Annotated in this window: 14 protein-coding genes; 3 read left to right on the plus strand and 11 right to left on the minus strand. The window is 63.7% G+C overall.

What is annotated here, in order from left to right; translation table 11 throughout:
• Positions 1 to 21: 21 nt before the first annotated feature.
• The 7 genes from V474_RS08600 to V474_RS08630 all read right to left on the minus strand — a co-directional run bounded on the left by V474_RS08600 (position 22) and on the right by V474_RS08630 (position 11,234).
• Positions 22 to 762: a FadR/GntR family transcriptional regulator gene (locus V474_RS08600; protein ID WP_059151104.1), complete on the minus strand. Its 741-nt coding sequence runs from the start codon at positions 760 to 762 to the stop codon at positions 22 to 24.
• A gap of 84 nt (positions 763 to 846) precedes the next feature.
• A complete protein-coding gene (locus tag V474_RS08605; protein ID WP_201786013.1) occupies positions 847 to 3,720 on the minus strand; it encodes a TonB-dependent receptor in 2,874 nt (957 codons plus the stop codon).
• A 202-nt stretch (positions 3,721 to 3,922) separates the two neighbouring features.
• Entirely contained in the window at positions 3,923 to 4,822 is a 900-nt protein-coding gene (locus tag V474_RS08610) for a rhamnogalacturonan acetylesterase (RefSeq protein ID WP_236710971.1), read from the minus strand.
• Between the two features lie 8 nt (positions 4,823 to 4,830).
• Positions 4,831 to 5,583 carry an SDR family NAD(P)-dependent oxidoreductase gene (locus V474_RS08615; protein ID WP_059151105.1) on the minus strand — a complete coding sequence of 251 codons (753 nt, stop codon included), beginning with the start codon at positions 5,581 to 5,583 and terminating at the stop codon, positions 4,831 to 4,833.
• Positions 5,584 to 5,587: 4 nt separating this feature from the next.
• Positions 5,588 to 6,859 carry an MFS transporter gene (locus V474_RS08620; RefSeq protein ID WP_059151470.1) on the minus strand — a complete coding sequence of 424 codons (1,272 nt, stop codon included), beginning with the start codon at positions 6,857 to 6,859 and terminating at the stop codon, positions 5,588 to 5,590.
• 5 nt (positions 6,860 to 6,864) lie between these two features.
• Positions 6,865 to 9,072, minus strand: coding sequence for an alginate lyase family protein (locus V474_RS08625; RefSeq protein ID WP_059151106.1), 2,208 nt, complete (start codon positions 9,070 to 9,072; stop codon positions 6,865 to 6,867).
• Complete coding sequence (locus V474_RS08630; RefSeq protein WP_236710974.1) at positions 9,069 to 11,234, minus strand: polysaccharide lyase 6 family protein; 2,166 nt, start codon at positions 11,232 to 11,234, stop codon at positions 9,069 to 9,071. The genes V474_RS08625 and V474_RS08630 overlap by 4 nt, the downstream gene beginning before the upstream one ends.
• Positions 11,235 to 11,549: 315 nt before the next feature.
• Between V474_RS08630 and V474_RS25540 the strand changes: the two genes are divergently transcribed.
• Entirely contained in the window at positions 11,550 to 11,792 is a 243-nt protein-coding gene (locus V474_RS25540) for a hypothetical protein (RefSeq protein ID WP_148649332.1), read from the plus strand.
• 258 nt (positions 11,793 to 12,050) lie between these two features.
• A complete protein-coding gene (locus V474_RS08635; RefSeq protein ID WP_059151107.1) occupies positions 12,051 to 12,842 on the plus strand; it encodes a transporter in 792 nt (263 codons plus the stop codon).
• Positions 12,843 to 12,895: 53 nt separating this feature from the next.
• On the opposite strand, the gene V474_RS08640 is transcribed toward V474_RS08635, so the two are convergent.
• Both V474_RS08640 and V474_RS08645 read right to left on the minus strand, forming a co-directional pair.
• Positions 12,896 to 13,948: a tyrosine-protein phosphatase gene (locus V474_RS08640; RefSeq protein ID WP_059151108.1), complete on the minus strand. Its 1,053-nt coding sequence runs from the start codon at positions 13,946 to 13,948 to the stop codon at positions 12,896 to 12,898.
• 16 nt (positions 13,949 to 13,964) lie between these two features.
• Positions 13,965 to 16,502 (minus strand): TonB-dependent receptor, encoded by a 2,538-nt coding sequence (locus V474_RS08645; protein WP_082699679.1) that lies wholly within the window; start codon positions 16,500 to 16,502, stop codon positions 13,965 to 13,967.
• Between the two features lie 194 nt (positions 16,503 to 16,696).
• Between V474_RS08645 and V474_RS08650 the strand changes: the two genes are divergently transcribed.
• Positions 16,697 to 17,887 carry a TetR family transcriptional regulator gene (locus tag V474_RS08650; protein WP_082699680.1) on the plus strand — a complete coding sequence of 397 codons (1,191 nt, stop codon included), beginning with the start codon at positions 16,697 to 16,699 and terminating at the stop codon, positions 17,885 to 17,887.
• A gap of 16 nt (positions 17,888 to 17,903) precedes the next feature.
• On the opposite strand, the gene V474_RS08655 is transcribed toward V474_RS08650, so the two are convergent.
• Positions 17,904 to 19,769: an Svx/AvrXca family virulence/avirulence protein gene (locus tag V474_RS08655; RefSeq protein ID WP_059151111.1), complete on the minus strand. Its 1,866-nt coding sequence runs from the start codon at positions 19,767 to 19,769 to the stop codon at positions 17,904 to 17,906.
• A 1-nt stretch (position 19,770) separates the two neighbouring features.
• The gene (locus V474_RS08660) at positions 19,771 to 22,527 is read right to left on the minus strand and encodes a DUF5695 domain-containing protein (RefSeq protein WP_059151112.1); all 2,757 of its coding nucleotides are present in this window, start codon (positions 22,525 to 22,527) and stop codon (positions 19,771 to 19,773) included.
• Between the last annotated feature and the right edge of the window lie 8 nt (positions 22,528 to 22,535).

Raw genomic sequence — 22,535 nt, forward strand, 5'->3', positions numbered from 1 at the left:
AAGCTCCTGTAGATTGCCGGTTCAGCCGATTTTGGCGCTCATCAAAAAGCGCTCGCGGCTTTCCTGTGCCTTGCGTCTGAGTTCGGAAATGGCGTGCTCCTCGGTAGCGTCCAGCATCGAGCCAAGCAGCCGCTGAAAGTGCTGGCGCATGGCAAGCCGCGCACCCTGCGGGTCATGGCGGCGCAGTGCCTCAACCACGGCGGCGTGTTCGTCCTGCCTCGTCATGCCGTCGTGATGGCATACGCTTTCGTGGGTGTGGCGCACTTCTGGCAGTTCGGTGCGCAGCCGCCAGAGTGTACGGATGACATGGGTGATCGCGCCATTTCCCGATGCCGACGCGATGACCATGTGGAATTCGCGGTCGATCTCCGTCGATTTCTCATCGTCGGTCTCCGTCGCCATCTCGGCTAGCAGTTCGTCCAGCCGCGCCAGTGTCTGGTCCGAGATGACGGGCGCGGCCAGAGCCGCCGCCTCGGATTCGAACAATGAGCGCGCTTCGGTCAGTTCCAGAGCGCTGACCTTGGGCAGGGTATCGTCGCTGCGGTCGTTCCGGTCCGCAACGTAGACGCCCGAGCCGGTCTTGATCTTGATGACACCCACGGCCTGAAGCGCGATTTCCGCCTCGCGAATGGTCACGCGGCTGACGTTGAAGCGCTCTGCCAGTTCACGTTCGCCGGGAAGGCGTGTTCCGGGAGGGAACACTCCTTCATCGATGAGTGCGACGATTTGGTCGGCAATGCCCTGAAACAACCTGTCAGCCATGGGTTCTTCTCTCTCGTTACACGTCCGCCTATAGCTTCCATGCCAAATCGAAGCAATTGCCTGACCAATTCGCTAACCGCTCGATCAAAGCTTCACGCGAACCCCGGCGAAATACCGCGATCCGTAATAGTGATACTGTCGGATGCTGCCCTGCACCGGCATGTCGGTGATCTTTGGCTCATCGAAGATGTTCACGGCCTGAAGCTGGAGCTGCACGCTCTTGTTGATGTCGAACGAGGCGCGCAGGTCTACCGTATCGTTACCGCGCACATAACGAAGCTGCGAATTGCCGCCAACGAAGTCTTGGTAATACTTCGAGCGGTAGTTGTAGATCGCCTGAAGGTTCAGCCCGCCCAGCGAATAATAAAGCTGCGCCGAGACGACATGCTTGGAATAGCCCGAAAGGTTCGCAGCGGGGATCATACCTGGCGTGGTCACGCCCGTTTCCGGGTCTAGCACCGCGCCAAGGCGAATATCCTCGTTCTTGAAGTTGGAGTTGGCGTAATTGTAGCTGACCTTGCCGCCCAGACCGTCGAAGGGAGCGGGCAGCCACGAGAAGCGGTTGGCAAGCGTCACTTCCAGTCCGTAGACGCGGCTTTTCTGGCTGCTGTTCTGGGTCTGCACGACCGGTATGGAATAGTCCTGCCCGCCGATCGAGAAGTTCTCGTTGAGCACGACCGGGATGAAGCCGCCGGAGAACTGCTTGTAGTAAACGGTAGCGGAAAACAGCGAGTCCTTGTTGAGATAGTATTCCAGCGACGCGTCGGCGTTCCACGACATCAGCGGTTTAAGGCGCGGCGACCCGTTCGCGGTGATGAGGCTGATGGCATCGGCCACGGAACTGAAGTTGGTGCCGTCCTCCAGCTGGATCGTGCGGCCCGCGCCGAGCGCGCTGGGCGCAGGGCGCGACATTGCGCGGTAACCGGCGACGCGCAGCAGCAGGTCTGGTCTCAGTTCGAAGATAGCATTAAGGCTGGGGAGGAACCGCGTGCTCTTGCTTTTGATCGTCACCGTGTCGAACACGCCGCTGTCGACCAGACGGATGGAACCGTCGCCATTGGTCACGACCTCAAGATCGCTGCGCAGGCCCTTCGACGTCACCCGCGTCTGCACCGCGCGCACGCCGAAGTTGCCGCGGATCGGCATGTTGCCCAGGTCACCCTCATAGTTGGCCATGAGGTAGGCGGCGAAGGTCTTTTCCGTCACGTCGCGGTTCGCGACAGAGCGGACGTCGTCGTTGCGGCCAGGGTCTTCGGTGCCGAGATAGCCCTGGAACTGGCAGACCGGATCGAAGGTCGCCCAGCTGGAAAGCTGGCCGCCGGGCGCATTGGAAAGGTAGTCGCGCTGGGGGAAGATCGTGCGGCAGCCAAGGTTTACGTCGCGGTCGACATTGCGATCATCCTGGGTGATTTCTACCCGGTCGTCGTAGTCCGAATACGTAAGTTTGGACCAGCGCACGCCTGTCGCGATACCGCGCAGGAAGCCGTCCATCTCGTACGTCGCATCGAGGCGCCCGGCTATGATCTCGTTTCGGCGCTGCAGTTCGTCGCGCCGTATGCGGGCGTCGTCGCTGAACAGGCTGTGGTCGTTCACGTTGAAACGCGGGTCGATGGTGAGGGTGGGGGCGTAGCTGCCCGGCGCCACATCATAGATATAGCCGACGCGCTGGTTGTTGATCGCGGTGCGATTGCCGTAGATATCCAGCGGATCGGTACGCAGGCGAACGGAGCGTTCAACGTCGGTACGCACGGTGCGCGAATAAGATGCGTCGGCCTTAATGGTCAGGCGGTCGGTGGCCTGCCACTCCACGTTCATGCCGCCGCCGAGGTATTCCTCCTGCCGTTCCAGCAGGGTGCCGACCGCTTCCAGCGAGGTCTTGCCTTCGACATGGCTAAGGACGCCGTTCTCGTCATACTCCATGTTGGTCAGGCCGTAGCGCAGTTCCGACAGGTTCAAGTCCCGTCGGTTTTCGGAATAGTCGCGCTTGGAATACTGAACGTCGAGGTTGATATCGAGAGTCGGGCTGGGCTTCCACTGGATGGCACCAAAGACGGCGTCGCGCTTGTCGCTTTCGCTGATCTGCCGGAAGGTCGCCGCATTGGGGACCAGAGCAAAGGGGGTGCCGGCGGCGGCCTGTTCGCGGCTGACTTCCGAGCAGTTGCCGGCCGGGACGGCGACGGCGGGGTTGCAGGCGACCCAGGTGGAACTGGCGGCGTAGGTTTCCTCGGGGTTGTTGGTCTTGTTGCGCTGGAAGCCGACGGCCACGCCGATCTCGCCCAGCGAACCGGCGTCGAACTGGTCGACATAGCTGGCAGTGCCGCGCCAGCCAAGGCCGTCAGAGCCGACCACACGGTCCTGATAGGGGCTGAAGGAGCCTTTCATTTCCAACTGCACACGGCGCTTCTTGAAGGATAGCGGGCGGATCGTGCCCAGTTCGATCGTGCCGGCAACGCCGCCTTCGACGAGGTCGGCCTGCTGGGTTTTGTAGATCTTGATGCCGTTGACCAGTTCGGACGGGAACTGGTTGAAGTTGACCGCACGGTCGCCGCTGCCGTTAGAGGCATCGCGCCCGTTGAAGGTGGTGTTGCTGAGGAACGAGCCGAGGCCCCGCAGCGAGATTTCCGAAGCGCCGCCCTTTTCACGGTGCGAGGTCGCGCCTGTGATGGTCTGGATCGCCTCACCCACGGAAAGCGCGGGCAGATCACCCACTTCGGTGGACGAAAGCGAGTCCACGATCGCCGTTTCGCGGCGCTTTTCGCTAATCGAGGTTTGCAGCGTCTCGCGGAAGCCGGTGACAATGATGTCGGGCGCGGTGGCGCCCCCGATGGTTTGCGGCTGCTCGGCGGGCTGGGGGGCGGTGTCCTGAGCGAAGGCCGGTGCGCCGGTGAAAGCGATGCCGGCAAGCAGCGAACAACGGATGGCGCGGCGCTGTGACGCCCACTTTGATGACAGCATCATGTTTCCTCTTCCCGTATGGGTATTTTTATTCTTGCTGACCAAATTTAAGATTCGCGTCAACCCAATGTATGGTCCAATTATCAAATAATTGTAATGCATAATTGGTATGAACAGTTTTAGTCAGGCTGCGCGACGGTGCCGCGCGCATAAGCACGTTCGAGATCGGCAGGCTTGGTGGTAAGCGGCGTGAGCCGCCTGTGAATCAGGGTGCGATCTGGCTGCGTAGATCAGGCACCGCTTTTGCGAGGCCCTGCGCGACCAGGGCAGCGAACAGGTCGGCGCCCTTATCGCCTACGTGAGTGTAATCGAATTTTCGCTGGAACTGCGCACGCGGGCCGTCAGCGGTGGTTGGTACGTCGGGGAGACGCGCTTCTGCCGCCGGGCGCGGCTTCAGGGTGGTTCCGGTACGTGCCGCACCGCGTTCAGTGTCGTTAGGTGCCGTCTGGGCCAGGGTCATTGATGCCTCCGGCCCCATGGCCTGAACCGCTGCGGCGCTGGCGGCATTGAGGTCCACCAGCGGAACTTTCATCGCGGTCGCTACATCGCGGACCTTGGCGGACCACGGCTCCAGCGTGTTGTTGAGCTTGCCCTTCACGAATTCGCGGCGGGTCAGCGGGGTGAGCAGCACGGGCATGGCGCCCGCCGCGCGCACTTCTTCCACCATGCGGCGCAGATTGGCGGGGAACTCGGATCCCATCTCGGTCCAGCGTTCGGCGACGGTGGACTGGTCGTTATGGGCGAACTGGATCAGAACGTAGGTGCGCCGATAGCCCGGCACTTTCGCCTCGCCGAGGGCGATGTCCCATGAACCTTCCTGTCGGTAGCTGCGGGTCGATCGGCCGCCGCGCCCCAGGTTGAGGCAGGCGACCGACGACTTCACATGATGCGCGCAGAAAAGCGATGCCCAGCCGCTGGTCGGGGCCATGGTGGAATCGCCCACAAGGACGATCTTGTCCGCCGCCAGCTTTTCCGCGTCGGTGCGAACCGTGCGGCCCTTACTGCTGTCAGGGTTGGCGGCAGCCGCTTGGGCCTGCGCGGTGGGGGGTAGCAGGGCCAGCGTTGCCGCTGCCCCCGCGATCATCCATACCTGTCGCAACATCATGTTATACCTCAGGAAAAGGCCAGGCCGCCGTTGATGTCGAGGTTTACGCCGGTCAGGAACGCGGCGTCTTCCGAGAGCAGGAACGAGACGGTGGTGGCCACTTCATCGGGGTGGCCTTCGCGGCGCAGCGGGGTGTTGCCGGCGGTCGCGGCGCGGCCCTCGGGCTTAGAGAAAATGTCGTGGAAGCTGGTGCCGATCAGGCCGGGGCAAACGGCGTTCACGCGGATGCCCTGCGGACCCAGTTCCTTGGCCCAGCTGCGCGTCAGCGTCATCAGCGCGCCCTTCGAGGTGGCATAGATGCTGGCGCCCGGACCGCCGCCGTCACGCCCGGCGAGCGAGGCGATGTTGACGATCGCGCTGCCCTTGGCGAGGTGCGGCAGCGCGGCCTTGGTGACGAGGAAGGCGGACTTGAGATTGAGGTCCATGACGTGGTCGAAGAACGCTTCGTCCATCTCGGCAAGCGTCTTGCGCGCGACCATACCGCCAGCGAGGTTCACCACGAAGTCGATCCGGTCGCCAAAGGCGGCGGCGGTAGCAGCGATCAGACCGGTCACGTCTGCGGCTATGCTGACGTCTGCCTGGTGGATGATTGCAGTTCCGCCTGCGGCCTCGATCTCGGCCAGGGTCTTTTCGGCTTCCTCGCGGTTGCTGCGGTAGTTGATGACCACTTTGGCGCCTTCGCGCGCAAGCTGGAGCGATACCGACTTGCCGATGTCGCGGCCGCCGCCGGTGACGATGGCGATCTTGTCCTTGAAACGCATAATGTTAGGCCTCGTTATTGAGATGGGAGGGTGAGGTGAGAGGGGCGATCCGGCCGCCGAGCAGCCAGACGCAAAGGAGCGATACCGGCACCAGCGCGGCGGCCAGTGCGAAGATCGGGGCATAGCTTTCCTGCGTCATCGACGGCACCAGCCAAGTGGTGACCAGGGTTCCGGCCACCGCTGCCGTGCCGCCAAGGCCCGCCAGCGAGCCGACCGTGCCGCCGCCGAAATAGTCGGCCGGCAGGGTCTGGATGTTGTTGATTGCCATCTGGAAACCGAACAGGATCACCGCGATCAGCAGCACGGCATAAAGCGGCGTTGCGGCATGCATGGTCAGCAGCAGCGGGGGCAGCATGATGACGCAGCCCAGCGTGATCGCCGTCTTGCGGGCGAAGTTCACCGTGCGTCCGCGGGCGATCAGCTTGCCCGACAGCCACCCTCCGGTCAGGCTGCCCGCCATTGCGCCCACGAAGGGAACCCAGGCGAACATGCCGATCTGCTGAACGTCGAAGCCAAAGGTCTCGGCCAGATAGATCGGCAGCCACGAAACGAACAGCCACCAGACCGGATCGAGGAAGAAGCGGCTGAGGATGATCGCCCAGCTTTCGCTGTGGCGCAGCATCTCGGTCCAGCCGGGGGCGTAGGCCGGGGCTTTGGGCGCTGCGCTATCCCCGGCGGTGCCCATGATATGGTCGCGCTCGGCTTGGGTCAGCCACGGGTGGCCATCCGGGTCGGCGCGGTAGAAGAACAGCCAGGGCAGCAGCCAGAGGAAGCCCAGCACGCCGATCAGCAGGAACGTGGTGCGCCAGCCGAAGCCGGTAAACAGCAGCGCTACCAGCGGCGCCGAGACGATGGCGCCCAGCGAAGCTCCGGCATTGAAGATGCCCTGTGCCAGTGCGCGCTCCTTTTGCGGAAACCACAGCGCATTGGCCTTGGCCGCGCCGGGCCAGTTGCCCGCCTCGCTGACACCCAGGGTCACGCGCAGCAGCGACAGCAGGCCCAGCGAGCGGACCACCGAATGCAGCCCGATCGAGAGCGACCAGAACAGGATCGACACGGCAAAGCCCATGCGGGTGCCGATCACGTCGAAGATCTTGCCGAACACCGATTGCCCGAAGGCGTAAGCGATCATGAAGATCGTCACAAGCAGGGCATAGTCGGACTTGTCCGCGCCGATCTCCTTGGAGACCGCGGGCCACATCACGGCCAGCGCGTTGCGATCGATATAGTTGATGACGGTGGCCAACCCGATCAGGGTAATGACCAACCAGCGCATGTTCTTCACTTGGCCTTCTCCCCGTCGAAGCGGCCGACCGGGCCTTTCCAGCTTTGCGCTTTCCCGCCGACCTGCAGGGAATGGCTGCGGGCTGGGTCGGTGTCGTCGGCCAGGACCAGCATCACGCGCCGTCCATCACGCAGGGTCAGGGTAACGACGTCGAGGTCGCCCTGACGCGCATGGGTAAAACCGCGCACGGCACTTTCGCTGCCGGTGGTGGTCTCGGCCGATGCGTCGTAGCGGCCATGCGGCTCCAGCAGGCTGACGAAGGCGGCGTCGGTTGCCCCGTCCAGCCGCTGGATTACGAAAGGTTCGCGCCGCAAGTTGAAGCGCGGGTCGCTGGCGCCGCTTTCGCCCAGGATCATGGTGACGCCGGGCGTGGCGATCCGGTAGCTGTAGAAACGGCCGTCCTGGATCCAGGTGAGAACGCCGTTATCAGCGCCGGGCTTGCCGGTGGCATCGACCCAGAGGTGCTGATAGCCGTCCGCTTTGCCCAGCAAGGGCCGCGTCGTCACGTTCGATTGCAGGGGAAAGCCGGTGTCGATGATGTGCCCGGCGAAGTGCAGCGGCAGGTCGTAGCGGGCAGGCTTGCCGCCCTTCACCTTGAGCAGATCGACCATGAGCGGGCTTTTCAGGCCCTTGATATCGAGCTGCACCAGCGCGCGCCGGAAGGTGACGCCCGGGTAGGCCCCGTCCATCTCTGCGATCGAGGCGCGGGTGGGGCCTTCGCCGGAGAAGTGAAGCTGGCGCGGGGCGAGGGTTTCGGCCAGCTTGGCGTCGCCACCGAAGTGACTGGTCTCGTTCACCACCAGCGTGTTGTGGGCGACGGTCTGCTTGGCCCAGCTCTCGTTCTCGGGGAGGTAGCGGCCGCCGTCCTTGGCCTCGATATTGAGGAAACGCGCGGCGCCATAGTCGGTCACGATGGCCTGACCGTTGTCGTAGAGCAGCCAGTTCAGCTTGTCGAAATGGCCGTGGCCCATGCCTTGCGCGGTATTCTTGGCGACCAGCACCTGATCCTTGTCGCCCGGCCCGGCGCGCAGGATGGCAAGGCCGCCCTTGTCGCCGTCCGGCCCATCGCGCAGCAGCATAGAGGCGAAGGGGAAGGGCCTGGCCTTGCCCGCGGCGACATCGCGCGCGACTTCAAGGCCCTGAGGCGTCAGCACCGTGCGCTTCTGCCACTGCGCGATGGAAAGCAGCGCGGGATCGTGGGTCACGCCGTACCCGATGGCGACGGCCTGATACAGTTCCTCGGTGCGCAGGCTCTTGTCCGGCATGGCGTCGTTGAGCGGGAAGAAATAGCCGTCATAAGTCAGCTGGATCGTGGTGCGGATGGCCTTGGGCACGATGCCGTCCCGATAGGCGAAGATGCGGCGCTGCGGCTCGTTCGCCTCGATGGCGGCCGCGAAAATGACGAAGGGCTGGAGGGCGTAACGCTGGTAATACGGCCCTTCCGCATAGTAGCCGTCGGGCGAGAACAGCAGGTCGAGCTGGCGCAGAAACCCGGACTTGCCGCTCTTGTCGAGGCCCTTAAGCGCCTTTTCGACAAGGTCGGGGTCGCGCAGGACGTAGCCGGTCATGCCTACGCCGGCATTGGCCCATGTTGCGTGATTGTGGATGCGGTCGAAGACTTTGGGCGACCCGGTAGAGAGGAACTGCGCCGTCTTGCGAAAGACGTTGTCGTCGATCGTCTGGCGTTCCTGCGGGGTTAGCGCATCACGCACCGCATCGTAGCCCTGGACGGCGTAGACTAGCCAGACGCTGTCGTTGAGGCTCTGCCAGAACAGGCGCCCGGCGGCCTGGTTCGACGCCGCCGGGTGCGGGCCCAGGGTGGGGTAGAGCTTGGCGTAGGCCAGCAGCATGTCGCGCGCGAAGTCGGCGTAGCGGCGCTCTCCCGTGATGCGATAGAGTTGCCCGGCGCCGTAGAGCGCCGTGTAGTTGCGTTTGTGCTGTTCGTGGCTGGCACCGCCGCCCGCATCCTTGGGCACGGGCACGCTGATGCCGGCCTTCATCGCGGCATCGACACTTTTGCGCACGCGCGCCAGTTCTTCGCCAAACAGGGGATAGGCTTGCGCATTCGCACCGAGGGCGGACAGCTTGCCGGCATTCATCAGTACAGGGTGGGCATCGTCCGCCGCGGCCTGCGCGGCCATGGGAAGCGTGAGCGGCGACATGGCGATGGCTGCCACGCCGATGAGGAAAGAGCGGGCAATCATGAGGCGTCTCCGCTGCGCGTGTTGTCCGACACCTGAACTTTCGGGGTGCCTTGCGGGTAAAGTTTCTTGATGAGCGGCTCCGGGGTTTCGACCAGTCGGTTGCCCCGAATGCGGGTGTCCGGCGATCCGACGCTGTGCGCCAGAGTGATGGCGCCGCCCCTGCGGAAGGTATTGTCTTCGATCAGGGTGGACTGCACGCCCGACAGGGTCAGCAGCACGCGGCCGCTTTGCGCGACAGTATTGCCGGTGATCGTCACTTCCGGCCCGAAGGTGCTTTCGTCGGTCCCGCCGCGCAGGATATCGGCGAGGGCGCCGATGCGTTCAAAGCGCGAATTGATGATACGGATGTGCTCAGCGGCATAAAGGCCCCTGCCGCTGGTTTCGGCGCTGGCGGCCAGAACCTTGCCGGAAAGGCCGGTAACGGAGATGCCGTTGAGATCGATGTGGTCCGCGAAAGTGGCGGGGGCGGTGGCGATGAGGTCGAAGTCGGGGGCTGCGTCCATGCCCGTGAAAACGGTGCCGTCCATTTCTACCGCATAGTTGGCGATGGTGGATACCTGCGCGGCGCGCACGGCGGCGTTGCCGGGCAGGCGCGGGGCTTTGTCGCCCCGGATGGTCAGCCCTTCCAGACGCAGGCTTCCGCCTTCCGCCAGCGCAAAAAGGGTGGGTGATGAAAAGACGATCTCGGCGGCTGCCGGCCCGGTGATCGTCAGCGCAGCGGTGATGTTCAGAGGGGCGTTGACGGTGTAACGCCCCGCCTTGAGCCGCAGGACCTCGCCTGGTGTGGCCTGCGCGGTGGCAGTCGCAAGGCCGTCCGCCGACACGGTAACGCTGCGGCCGGTGCCGAAACCGGTCTGGTCCGCCGGCTTTGCATACCAGTCTGGTCCGACATCCTTCAGGGCGAGCGGCTTCAAATCGCGCGGAGCACCCACTTGCGCCAGTTGCGGGTCGGCGGGGTAGAGCAGGCCATTGCCTGCCCTTGCGAGTGCCGTGGCGATCTGGCGGACACCCGGGGACAGGGGGGCAGGCACAGCAGCGCTGGTCACATTGCGGGAAAAAACGATGCCGCGCGTGTCGGCCTCGATCTGGAAAAGCGTGTCCGCGTTCGCGCCCGTCATCAGGTTGCCGCGAAGTTCGCTATGGGATGGCGCTGCGGTGCGTTCGGCATCGGCGCCCGCGCCCAGCGTGATGCGGCCCGCGTTCAGGATTGAATTGCCCGCGATCACTGCCTGCGACACGGGGTGATAGCGGTTGATCGCGGAGCCGGGCACGCCGTTCATCACCGCGAGCGCGCTGGTGAAATCGGTTCCCGCCAAACCCTCCATGTAGTTGTCACGCACGGTTTGACGCATGTTGATGACCCGCACGCCGCCGGTATGGGGCTTGCCGTGTCCCATGAAGACATTGCGTTCAACCAGATTGCCGTTGCCGTGGCGCAGCACGATCGACCCTTGCGAGCGCAGGATCAGGTTGCCGCGAATGATATTGCCGCCAGACTTCACCGAGACGATCTCGACTTCACCGTCGCAGCGGTCGAACACGTTGCTGTCGACCATGCTGGCGGAATCGGAAAGGGACTCCTCGCTGGTGCCGATGCGGATCGTCTCGCCGCCGTTCGAGCCCAGCGGCGGACGGGGGCCGAAATAGTTGTGGTCTATTCTGTGGTTGTTGGCCCCGGCCTGCCCCTTGGGGCGGATGACGGCGAGTGTGACGCCGGCATTGCCCTTGCCCGCGAACCAGCTGTGGTCGACGCGGTTATCATGCCCGTAGAGAGAGACCCAGCGGTCTTCCTTGCGGCGATCGGGCTGGTTGAAATGGTCGATGACGATTTCGGTCAGCCGCGAATGCGCGGCGACATTCTGCGAATCGCGCCGGAAACTGATGACTTCAGCACCCGGCGCATGGCCGCCACGAAAGACCAGTCCAGACACGACGAGATAGCTTCCCGCCAGTTTGAGACTGGAGGTGCCCGATAGCACGACCTTGCCTTTGGTCTGCGCGGTTAGGGTAATGGGACGTTTTTCGGTGCCCTTTCCCTCAAACAGGAGTGGGAAGTCTTTCCATTCGCCATCCGCAAGCCTGACGATATCTCCAGGAGCGGCCTTTACTATGGCTGCGCGATATTCGGCCTGATCGTGCACGAGAAATTCAGCTGCGAGCACCGGACAGGGCAGGGCCGGGAGAAGCACGATGCTCCACGCAAAACGAATCGAGCGGCCTTTCACGCAAAAATCCCCTTCCGTCACCATTCCTGCCGGCTAAATCCCGGTCTTGATGATTGGACTACATCGGATCTCTTTTTATGGCAATATCATATCAGACCAGATTTCAGATATTGGTATATCTTACTGGTAATATAATGTTGCCTGCGCATTCGCGGTGCGGTTGTAGCTCGGTGTATGCGTGAGTCATGTCCGCGCGAAAGCGGCCGGCGGCTTTGCCTAGCCGCGCGCGATGGGTCTTTGGCGAGGAGGATCGTGCCGGCATGGTCGCAGCAAGATACGGGGCATCAATGGCGCCATTTCACTCTGAGCGGCGCACAAGCAAAAGAAAAGCCGGCCACAAGGGCCGGCTTTGAAAGTTTTGGGAGAGGATGCCTGAAAGGCGAGCTCCTTTTGGCCGATGCTGCGGTGCGGCACAAGTGCGCGTTTTGCACCTGGGAATTCGTTTTCTACAACACAAAAACGCAACCGCGTTTCCAGGCAGCGGAAAGCCGCTGAGGTTCTCGCGCTATTTCGCCTGTAACGCTCGGGGATGCCAGCCGTGTTTGGCCTGCCAAGCAGTTTGCACTCGTTAGCCACGCAGTTCGCCGTGTTGCTGGGCCCCTTGGGTGGACAATTTTGGCTCGCACCGTTGTCACGGCAGCGGGGCAGGCCCGAAGGTGGCGGACGGCTTAAAAAACGTGTGTTTTCGCCGGTTGGCGGGAACATGCCCGGCGGCCGAGACATACTCCGTTGCGTACTGGGGAGCGTGATATCATGCGGATTGGAATAGTCGTTTTGGTGGCGCTTGCTTTGGTGCCCAAGGTGGCCAGCGCTCAGGAGCGTGATTTCTGCTCCGACCGGCCGGGTATCGGCACGCCGGCCTGCACGGTATCGCCGGGTCAGGTCTATGTGGAAGCCGGTATCGGCGACTGGACGCTGGAGCGCAGCGCCGGGGAACGTGAGGATACGTTCCTCGCAGGTGACTTCCTGGTTCGCTACGGTGTGGCAGACCATTCCGAAGTGCAGATCGGCTGGACCGCGTTGGGGTTTTCTCGAACCCGCGCGGCGGGCAGCATCGAACATAACAGCGGCACCGGCGACGTGACGTTGGCACTGCGCCGCAATCTGGTACACCCTGACGGGTCCGGTTTTTCAGTGGCGGTTATGCCGTTCGTGACACTGCCCGTCGGACGAGAGCCGATCGGTGCGGGTGACTGGAGCGCCGGCGCACTGCTGCCGCTTTCCTACGAGCTATCCGACAAGATCAACATTGCCGCCACTACGGAGGTCGACGCCGCCGTGGATGAAGACGGCAGCGGGCGCCATCTGGCATTCAGCGAGGTCGTCGGCGCGTCGCTGCAAGTGGCGGAGACTTTGACGGCGACGGCCGAGTATCAAGTCATGGCCGACCATGACCCGCAGGGGCATCAGGTACAGCATGTCTCGGGGCTGTCTCTGGCATGGCAGCCGGGGGAGAACCTGCAGTTCGATGTGGGCGCCAATGCCGGGCTGGACCACGATGCGCCTGACCTGGAAGTGTATTTTGGCGTGTCTCGCCGCTTCTGACAGCGCTGCGAACGGCGGCAGGCCATTCGCAGCACCGTAAGAAACCCGCGAGGTCAGTCGAGCATGGTCGCCCGTAACTTGGCGATGTCCTGGTCGGTGAAGCCCAGCGCCTGCTTGAGGTAGCCTTCCGAACCACCATATTGCTTATCGATATAGGCAAAGAACTGCACGAGATGCGAAGCACCGCTTGGCGTGAACAGCGGTTCGGCCTTGTGCGGCTGCCCTTTACCGTCTTTGAAGTAATACTGGACGATGAAATTGTTCGGATAGTCCTTGGGGTCTATCTTGGGCATTTCCCACTCGGTACGGCGCAACGCGGTGGAGAGGTGATAGTCCTTGACGATAGTGTCGCGGTCCACGCCCAATACATCGTAAAGCAGCGCGGTGGCCATGCCGGTGCGGTCCTGCCCGGCCGAGCAGTGGTAGACCACGGCGCCCTCATCCGCGATCAGCCGGCGGAAAATGGAGCGGAACTGGGGGGCCAGCATCTTTTCCATGCCCATGTAAGCGTTCTCGCCGCCGCCCTTGCTGAAATTCGCCATCAGCGGCTTCATCGAATAGTCGTTGGCGATGAACAACGCGCCGGTGCGGTCGTCCAGCAGGTCGGGGGCTACTTCACGCTCTTCCAGCGAGCGCAGGTCGACGACGTTGCCGATGCCGAGCTGGCCGAGCAGCGCATAGTCCGCCTCGGTCAGCAGTGGCATCGCGCCGGAACGAAATGCCTTGTCCCACTTCACCGTCTTGCCGCTCTTGGTAACATAGCCGCCGATGTCGCGGAAGTTGCTGCCCTGCTGAAGCGGCAGCACACGTTCGGCAACGACGGTACGATGCGCACCCTTGCCTTCGAGGATGACGTAGCGGCGTTCCGTCACCGGGATCGGCAGCGTCAGCTTGCCATCGTTGCTGGCTGCGGCAAAGCGCGTATCACCCTTGTCGAGCAGGGTATCGGCGCTGATCCACACCGTGACCGGTGCGGTATCCTCGCGGGTCAGCTCGACGGTCTTGTCGTCGATCCGGGTCAGCACGGCCAGCTCGCGCGCCGAGGCCGGCGAGGCCCCGAGCACGAGGACGGCCGCGATAAGTGCGTTGCAGGTGGTCTTCTTCATTTTCAGGTCCTCCCAATCAATAGCTGAAGCGAACGCCGAACAGGTAGCGCGCACCGATCTGCTCGACTTCCGTCGGGGTTGCGGTGGTGCCCTGGTAGGCGATGTACTTTTCGTTCGTCAGGTTGGCCAGATCAGCGAACAAGGTAAAGTTCTCGGTCAGCGCATAGCGCAGCGAAACGTCGACGTTCTCGTAGCCCTTCCGGTATTCGCCGCTGCCCAGGCCGCCCAGCGTGTCCAGCCAGTCTGAGCGCCACTGGTAGCTGACGCGGGCCGAGACGCCATACTTCTCGTAGAAGAGCGAGGCATTGGCGATGGTGTCCGACATGCCCTGGAAGGCGATGTTCTTCTCGGTGGGGGTGTCGAACTGGCCGTCGAGCAGGGTCAGGTTGCCCTGGAAGCCTAGTCCGTCCAGCGCGCCGGGCAGGAAGTCGAACTGCTTGAGCACGTTGAATTCAACGCCGTAAAGCTTGCCGCTCCTGCCGTTGTAGGTGCCCGAGAGCAGGTAGTTCGAACGGTCAACGCCGCCGAAGTTGTAGAAGTCGGAACCCACCACAGCCTGGGTCTGGTACAGCACATTGTCGACCCAGCGGCTGAAACCGGCGACCGATATCATGCCGTTGCCGGGCAGGTAATATTCGATGCTGGCATCCGCGCCCCAGGTATATTCCGGCTTGAGGAAGGGGTTGCCACCGCCGACCGTGCCGGGATTGTTGCTGTCGTTGATCGAGGCGCCGACGCGGATCGCGCCGTAAGCCGGGCGCGACACGCCGCGCTGGCCCGCAACGCGCAGAACGAGGTTGTCGGTCGCGTCGAATTTCAGGTTGAGGCTGGGGAAGAAGTCGGTCTTGCTGGTGCGGCGATCAAGCCCTGTATATGCGCCGCCGGCCAGCACCGAGCCGGAATTGTCCAGCACGTAATTCTCGACGCGCAAGCCGCCCACTGCCGTCAACTTGCCGGTTTCGACCCGCGCCATGGCGTAGCCGGCCAGCGTCTGTTCGCGCTGAAAATAGCGGTCGGTGCCAGGCACGTCGAGGTCCGGGTTGTAGAGGCCCGCGGTTTGCAGGCGGCCCAGCAGGCTGTCGATGTCCCGGCGCATCGCGACGTTGTCGACGTAGTTGAGCTGAACGCCGAGCGGGAAACCGGTGTCCCAGGCCTTGTCGGTGACGTAGCTGTTGATGTTGAACGGCTGGCCCACGGCGGCGCCGTTGGCGAGCATCGCCATGTTCGAGATCGACAAGGCGTTGCCGCTGATGTCGCGGTCGACATAAAGACCGCCGGCGGACAAGGTCAGGTCGCCCATCTGCTTCGAGAGGTCCAGCTTGACGGTGTAGCTGTCGGAAATCGTCTTCTGGCGGCCGAGCAGAACATAGGCGCCGGCATTGTTCAGGCTGGCCTGGTTGAAGGTACCCGCGACATCGACGATGGGAAAGCGCGGGTCGCTGTTGTCATATGTCAAGTTGAGGTTGTTCGCGCCGCCGGTCGAGGCCTGGACGAGCGGCAGGAACGTGCTGTTCTCGGTGCGTGCATAGTTGAACTTGAACGAGGCGTTGAAGCCGTCGTCGCCTTCGTAATCGCCGCCGATGGTGCCGATGTAGTTGCGGTTGCGGTATTCGCCGAAGTTGAAGCTGCCGCGCAGAGGCACGCCGGTCAGGGTGCCGCTGTCCTGCGTGCGGGTGCCGCCGGTAGCGCGGTCCAGGCGGAATTCGTACTGGTTGCGCTGTTCGTTGTCGTTGAATTCCGAGAAGATCGCCTTGGCGTAGATGCGCTTGCCTGCTTCCGGCTGATACTCCACGCCGGCGAAAAGGCCGTTGTTCCAGCGCTCGATTTCATATTGGCGAACGTCGAATTCGGTCGGCCCGTTGGCGTCGTATGCACCAACTTCGCGGTTGTCGGTCAGCTGCTTGCGGCGGTAGTGCGAACCGCCGACGACGAAACCGAAAGTGTCGTTCGACCATGAAAGGCGCAGCGAGCCCTGCCGCTGTTCGCCTTTGCCCAGGTCCATGAAGCCATAGCCCGCATCGCCCGAGACGTGCAGGCCCTTTTGCTCCATCGGCGAATAGGTCTTGAGGTCGATCGTGGCGACGACCGCATCGGCCTGGAGGTTGGAGGTGAGCGACTTGTTGACCACCATCTGCGAGAGCAGCACGGCCGGGATTGCGTCGAAGCGGAAGGCGCGGGTGTCGCCGCCTTCGTCGACGCCGACCATGGGTACGCCGTCGATGCTTACCGAGGTCCAGCGGTTGGGCGCGCCGCGCACCTGGATGTAACGCTCCTGCCCCTGATCGCGCTGCACCGCGACGGCCGGCAGGCGGGAAAGCGCGGCGGCGGCGTTCTGATCGGGGAAACGGCCGACCGCGTCGGAAGCGGCGATGTCGGAGAGGTTGTCGGCGCGGCGCTTGGCCGAAATCGAATCCTGCTGTGCCGAGACGATCGAGCCGGTGACGACGATGTCTTCGCCGACGTTATCTTCCTCGTCGGCGTGGGCGACGGCGGTGGTGGCGAAGGCGGCGGCGAAAGCGCCTGCAAGCGCAGTGGAGTGCAGGAAAGCGGACATAGGCAGTTTCACAATGATTTCCCCCGATTGGATGAGGGGCCGCTAGAACGCTTGTATGTATGTATGGTGACACTATGGACGGTTTTGAATGCGGGCAAGAGGCGCGCAGTATTGCTCGATTGTGACGCGGTAGTCTGCTAGGCCGTGCGAAGCGATCGGGTGCGCCGCCGTTCGTAAAATCTCGGGAAAGCGTAATGCCTTCGTCATATGATCGACTTGTCGCCACGGTTCACAAGCAGTGGGAGGAGCAGGGGGGGGCGGCAATGTCGGTCCGCCGGATCAGCGTTGCGGCCGGGGTTCCGGTATCGTCGATCTATCATCATTTCGAATCTATGGAACACTTGTTGGTAGCGGCGCAGCAGGCGCAGCTGGTCCGGGCGAGGGCTTGGTGCAAGGGATTGCTGGCGGAGGCGGAGGGGCTGCCGGGCTGTCCCGAGTCGTTCGCGGGATTCTTCGCCGAAGCTGTAGACGACTGGGCGATCCGTCAGCGTGACCTTGCCTTCGCCTGGCGCGAATGCCGGCTGCTGGCAGGGGGCAATACTCTTTTCGATGCTGCGGGGCATGAGTGGGAACAGCTTTGGGCGTGGTTCTGGCAAGAGGCGGGCGAGCAATTCGCGTTGGGCGAGTTCGCCGGAGTTGCGGACCGCATGTTCGAAAACGAGAGCTTCCTGCATATGATCCGCTGGCGCCGGCTGGTCGATCGTGCCGGGCTGGACGAGACGGCGCGCACGCTGGGCGCGCTGGTCTGCCGCAAACCGGTGCCGCCCGCGCCGTGGCGTGAATTCGCGCGTGAGGAGGCTATCCGCTCCATGCCCACGCTGCTCCAGCGCGATCCCATGGCGGCGCAGATCGTCACCGCCGCAGCGGAATTGATCGACACCAGCGGCGTTGCCAGCCTGACCCACCGCATGGTTGCCGAGCGTGCGGGGCTGACGCTGGGCATGGTCTCGCACAAGTTCAAGACCAAATCCGCGCTGATCGAAGCGGCGTTCGAAGGGCTCTATAGCGCCAATGTGGAACGGATGCAGGCGGGCCCCGGCGGGGGGGCGATCCACGGTGCGCAGGACGTGGTAAGCGGCATCATCCAACTGCTGCGCACGGGCACCAGCGCGCGCGGCAGCAACGAGCTGTTCGTTGCGGTGGCGCGCGATGCCTCGCTGCGCCAGTTCGGCCTCCAACTGCGCTACCTTCGCGGGCGCACGTCGCGCAGCACATTGCAGGGCCTGCTGGGGCCGGACCGGGCCGTGGGCATTGTGGAAGCGGCGCTGTTCTCGGGCTTCACGGCCTCGCTCATCAGGAGCCGCGCCGAGGCGGGGTCGAGGCAGCCGGAGGAGGAGGCCATTCGCCGTGAACTGGAGTGCGTGATCGCCTTGATGGGCGCTTGAATCTGGCGCGTCGCTGTCACTGAATCCAGCGCGGCTGAGTTTTCGCGGTCACTTCCGTAACAGGGCGGTCGAGGTCGGCGCCGTGTTTCGGGTCCTTCGCCGTATCGGGGTCTACGAAGCCGTAGAAGACACCTTGCGAAAGCGAGGCGCCTCGCTGTTCTACATCGCCGATCACTTGCGCGGTACCGGACAGCACGATGCCTTTCTCGTACTCACCGATGGCCAGCATCGAGGTGCGCGCGGCGGCGGCGTCTCGCAGGACGGTGTCACCGCGCAGCACGGTCAGGCCTGCCACCACGGCATTGTCCTGCACCCGCGCCCGGTCGAGAACGACGGCGTGGTCCTCGATCCGCGCCTTCCCGGTGACGGTGCCCGAGATCACACGCGCATAGGGACCGACATAAGCGCTGGCGGCCACCTGCGCGTTCGGTCCGACCCAGCCGCCGCCGTTCGCGTGACGATGGCCGCCGGGGATCGCCGCGGGCGCGCCGGGCTGGTAGCGTTCGGGCATGGCGCCCTCGAACTGAGCCATCCACGGGTAGCGGTAGATCGAATACCAGGGTTGGTCCCAGCGAATCTGCTGCATCTGCGACGGCGCCGCCATGACCATAAGGAACAGCCCGGTGTCGCCTGGCTGCAAGGCGATCGAGGCTTCGGCCTTGGCGCCGCGTTGCAGCGGGGCGTAGCGGCTCTTGCCGTCCGCGCCTACTGCCACGAGGCCCCAGCGCCAGTCCGATGACGGCGGGGGGATCGTGGAAGGCTCGTCGGCGAGGCCGGGTAAGGAGGCAGCGGCGCTGGCCTGCTGCACCATGCCTCGGAACGTCACGGTTACGCGGCTGCTGCCCGCATCGGGATAGAGCTTGACCATGTTGTATCCCCAGCGCTGCGGCGCCCACATCCCGGGGACGGCGAAGCGCCGTTTGGGCAGGTCAATGGGATCCAGCACCGTGGCGGAGAGGATGCCGGCGTCGGTGGTCTGGTGGTATGTGCCGTAGTTCTTGCGGAAGACGGCGCCCTGGTCCGAGCCGTCCGGGTTGGTGTAATCCCAGTTGGCGTTGTGCAACGCCCAGTCGCCGAAGGCGTCATTGAGCTGTGACTGGCTCCAGCCCATGTTCTGCTTCAGGACGCTGATCGGATCGGCGGTAAGGTGCGAGGGGTCGGCGGTGCCGGGCGCCTTGCGCCAGATGTCGTTGATCGCCTCGAAACCGTGCTTGTCCTTGATGTATTCCAGGAACTGCCAGTTGCAGTAGCGCGATCGCGTCGAGCCGTAATAGAGGTGCGGGTACTGCTTGAGCAGGACCGAGCAATGGGTGTTCTCGCGGAATTCCGGCAGCTGGACGGTCATCCAGTTGGCGTGGCTCTCGAACAGCCAGCCGGTGAAGGGCGAGTCCATGAGGTGGCCGGTGGCGGCCTGCAGGGCGTGGGTCAGTTCATGCGCCAGCCCGAAACGGTCTCTCAACGCGCCGGGGCCGATCCACATGCCCATATGGCCGAGTTGATCGGTGCCGCCGGTCAGCCCGTAATCGACTCCGATATAGGCGTTGACCTTGAACTTCGTGGCGGAGCCGCAGTGGGGTTCGGGGAAGTGCAGGGTGCCAATGAAATAGTCCCACACATATTCGAGGTGTTTCACCGCGCCTTGCGCATCCGCCTGGGTGACGGTGCCCGGCTTCCAGTGCAGCGCGAAATGGGCGCTCTGCATCTGCAGAGGCAGGGCGGAGTTGACCGCGTCGGAAGGGTCGGTGTCCGCCACGGCCCATGGTCCGGCCATGCAGGCTTGGTCGGAGGGGGCAGCGGGGGCCTCAGGCACCGGTACGGCGATCGCCGTGCCGGGTAGGACGGGGAGCAGCGCCAGCGCCGATGCCTGAAGGAGGGCCTTCATGTCAGCGCGGGCTGAGCGTGACGGTGGTGACGCCGCCTGTCAGCGGGATCGCATAGCCGCCGCGATCCGCCGTGCCGGTTTGCGTGGTGTAGGCGCGGGCGCCCTGCGTGGTGGTTTCGAACAGCAGCCGCGCGGTTGGCGCGGTATCGCTGGCGGGGTCGAGGGTTAGCACGACCTTGCCGGTCTTCGTATCGTACTGCGCGCTCTGGATGCGGCCCGCCTCGAGCGTGATCCACAGGCCTGCGGGAGCCACGAACAGACGGCGGCGAGCGCCGTCCTTCGGGGCCATGGTAATTTGCGAACCCTTGGTCTTGAGGTCTCCGCCAAAGCCCAGCCAGCCCAGCTGCGCATCGTTGACCATGTAGCTGGCCGAGGTGATCGCATGGCCGTAGAAGCCCATGCCGTAATCTCCGGTGATGACGTCCCACTTCATCATGTCTGGCCAGGAATGGAACGCGGCCGAGCCGAAGCCTTCCTGATCGATGTTGGTCACGCCGCCCATCATGCCGCCGTAGGCCACCCGCAGCAGGTGCAGGTCGGTTGGGTTCTGGCGATAGGCGTCGAACAGCGGAACGGCGTTCAGCGCCGAGCCGTAGTGGTGGATCTGGCGCTCGATGCGCGAGACCTTGCCGCCGTACAGGAAGTCCCAGTAGCGGCGGGCATTGCCGTTGTAGCCCCAGCTGGGGATCGTGGGGTCATAGCCCAGGATTACTTCGCGGGTCACGTCTGCCTGCGGCTGGTAGTTGAAATAGCGCATCCACGCATAGACTTCCGGCTGGCCGGTGGAATCCCATGCCATCTCGCTGCCGAAGGGGAATTTCAGCGTGCGCCAGTGATCGGCGCGGCCTTTCATCAGGCCTTCCATCTTGGTGGCTTCGGCGGTCAGGCCCTCGCGCTTGAGGTCCTTGAGGATGTCGAGGAAGATGTCCCCCTCCATCTGTCCGAACTGTGCGTAATAAGGCGCATCGCGCATCATCGCCGCAGAGGTACGATAGGCCCACTCAAGGTAGAACTTCCAGTCGTGCTGCTTGACCAGCCCCTGGTTGTCGCGCGCAAGGCGGTAGAGCACCCAGTGCCCGATCGCTACGTGGGGATAGTTGTAAGACCGGCCCAGATCGTCCGAATCCTTCTTCGACCATGCGGTCCAGTTCTTCCAGTTGATCTTGGGGTCGTAGTAGTCCGGGAATTCCTTGGGGTCGTAGTAGAACAGGCTTTTCTTGACCGCGCCGGCCTGCGGACCTTCGGCGACCTGGAGGTGGCCGATGACGGTCTCGTTGACGAGGCGTTCCAGTTTGGCGACTTCCTCGGCATTCGGGTTGTCGAGCTGCTTGATGGCGGCTGCCACCCACGATCCTGCGCCGCCTTCGTCGCTCATGCCCGAAACCCAGACGCGGCCGTCCTGCGTCAGGATCTTGTTGTCCTCGCGGTCGTAGGACAGGATCGCGGGGGAGCGATGGAACGGATCGTCCTTACCTTCGAACCACTGCTTCGTGGTGGTGAAGTTGCCGATATCGGCCATGACCTGATCGAGCGGCTTGGTGATGTAATAGCTCACCGTCTGCTTCTGGCCGTCGGCATAAGTGACGGTCAGGCGGGCCTGGCCCCAGCCGCTGGCCTTCACTTGATAGCGCGCCCAGCCGTTCCCGGCCTTTTCGGTGGTCGCGGTCAGCGCGCCCAGCGGGAAGGACTCGATCTTCGCGACTTTGCTTGGCGTCTTGAGGAAGAGGCTGGCGGTCTGGTCGGTGGGGACCACGTAGCCGGGAATGCCGACTGCGACGGGGCGCTTGTTGGCGACTAGCGTGTCCTCGATCGCACGCACGCTGGGCGATGTCACGAAGCGCAGGCCGATTGTGCGGCTTTCGCCGGGGGCCAGGGTGATGCTGGTCGCCTCGTTCCACTGCTGGCCGGCCTTGGCCCATTCCTTCTCGGCAAAGCCCTTGCTGGCGACGGTCCAGTCGTAGAAACCCTCGGACACCTGCGTGCGCGGGCTGCGGTCGGTGAAGATATCGTCCTTGGGCGCGGCGCGCTTTTCCAGAACCGGGCGATAGGCTTCGAGAGGGGTGCCCGTTTCGGGCAGGACCAGCAGCGCCGGGCCTTGCCCGTTCAGGCGGGTGACCTGAAGGTAGCCTGCATCACGGCCGATGTACGGGTCGACGAAGCTGGCCTGCGCGTGCGCCTGGTCCAGATCGCGGTCGAGGATGATGTTGTCGAACACCATCGGCATGCCTAGGCCGCCGATCTCGACGGCAGCATCGGAGGTGTTGACCAGCGTGAAGCGCATCGCCAGCACGCCATGGTCGTTGACCCAGCGGCGCTCCACGCGCAGCGGCACCGAACTACCCATCGAGGCGGTGATGTCGGCAGCGGCAAGCACGTCGGCGCCGGCTGGAAGTGCGGTGATCTGCTTGCGCGCATGAGCGGAGGAGAAGTCCTGCCACTCGGACCCGGCAGTCTTCAGACGAATGTGGATGTCGCCGATGTGGACATAGCCATCGCCTGCGCGCTCTGCCTCGCGCGATGCGGGCACAAAGTCGAATGCGGCGTCGCCGGTAGGGGAAAGGTGGGCAAGGGTCTGGGTGTCGGCGCGCAGGGCAAGGTCGAATGTCGGCGTTTTCATGGCCGTAGTCTGGATCGGCGCGAATACCGGCTTGGGCTTTTCGGCGCCGTCTTCGGCTTGGGCTGCAGTCATCGGCAGCATGGCCGGAACAGCGGCCAGCATCAATGCGACAAGGGGCAAGGGCTTCAGGAGACGCTTCATTTCAGATC

Origin of the sequence: Novosphingobium barchaimii LL02 (assembly GCF_001046635.1) — a bacterium.
GTDB classification, from domain to species: Bacteria; Pseudomonadota; Alphaproteobacteria; order Sphingomonadales; family Sphingomonadaceae; genus Novosphingobium; species Novosphingobium barchaimii.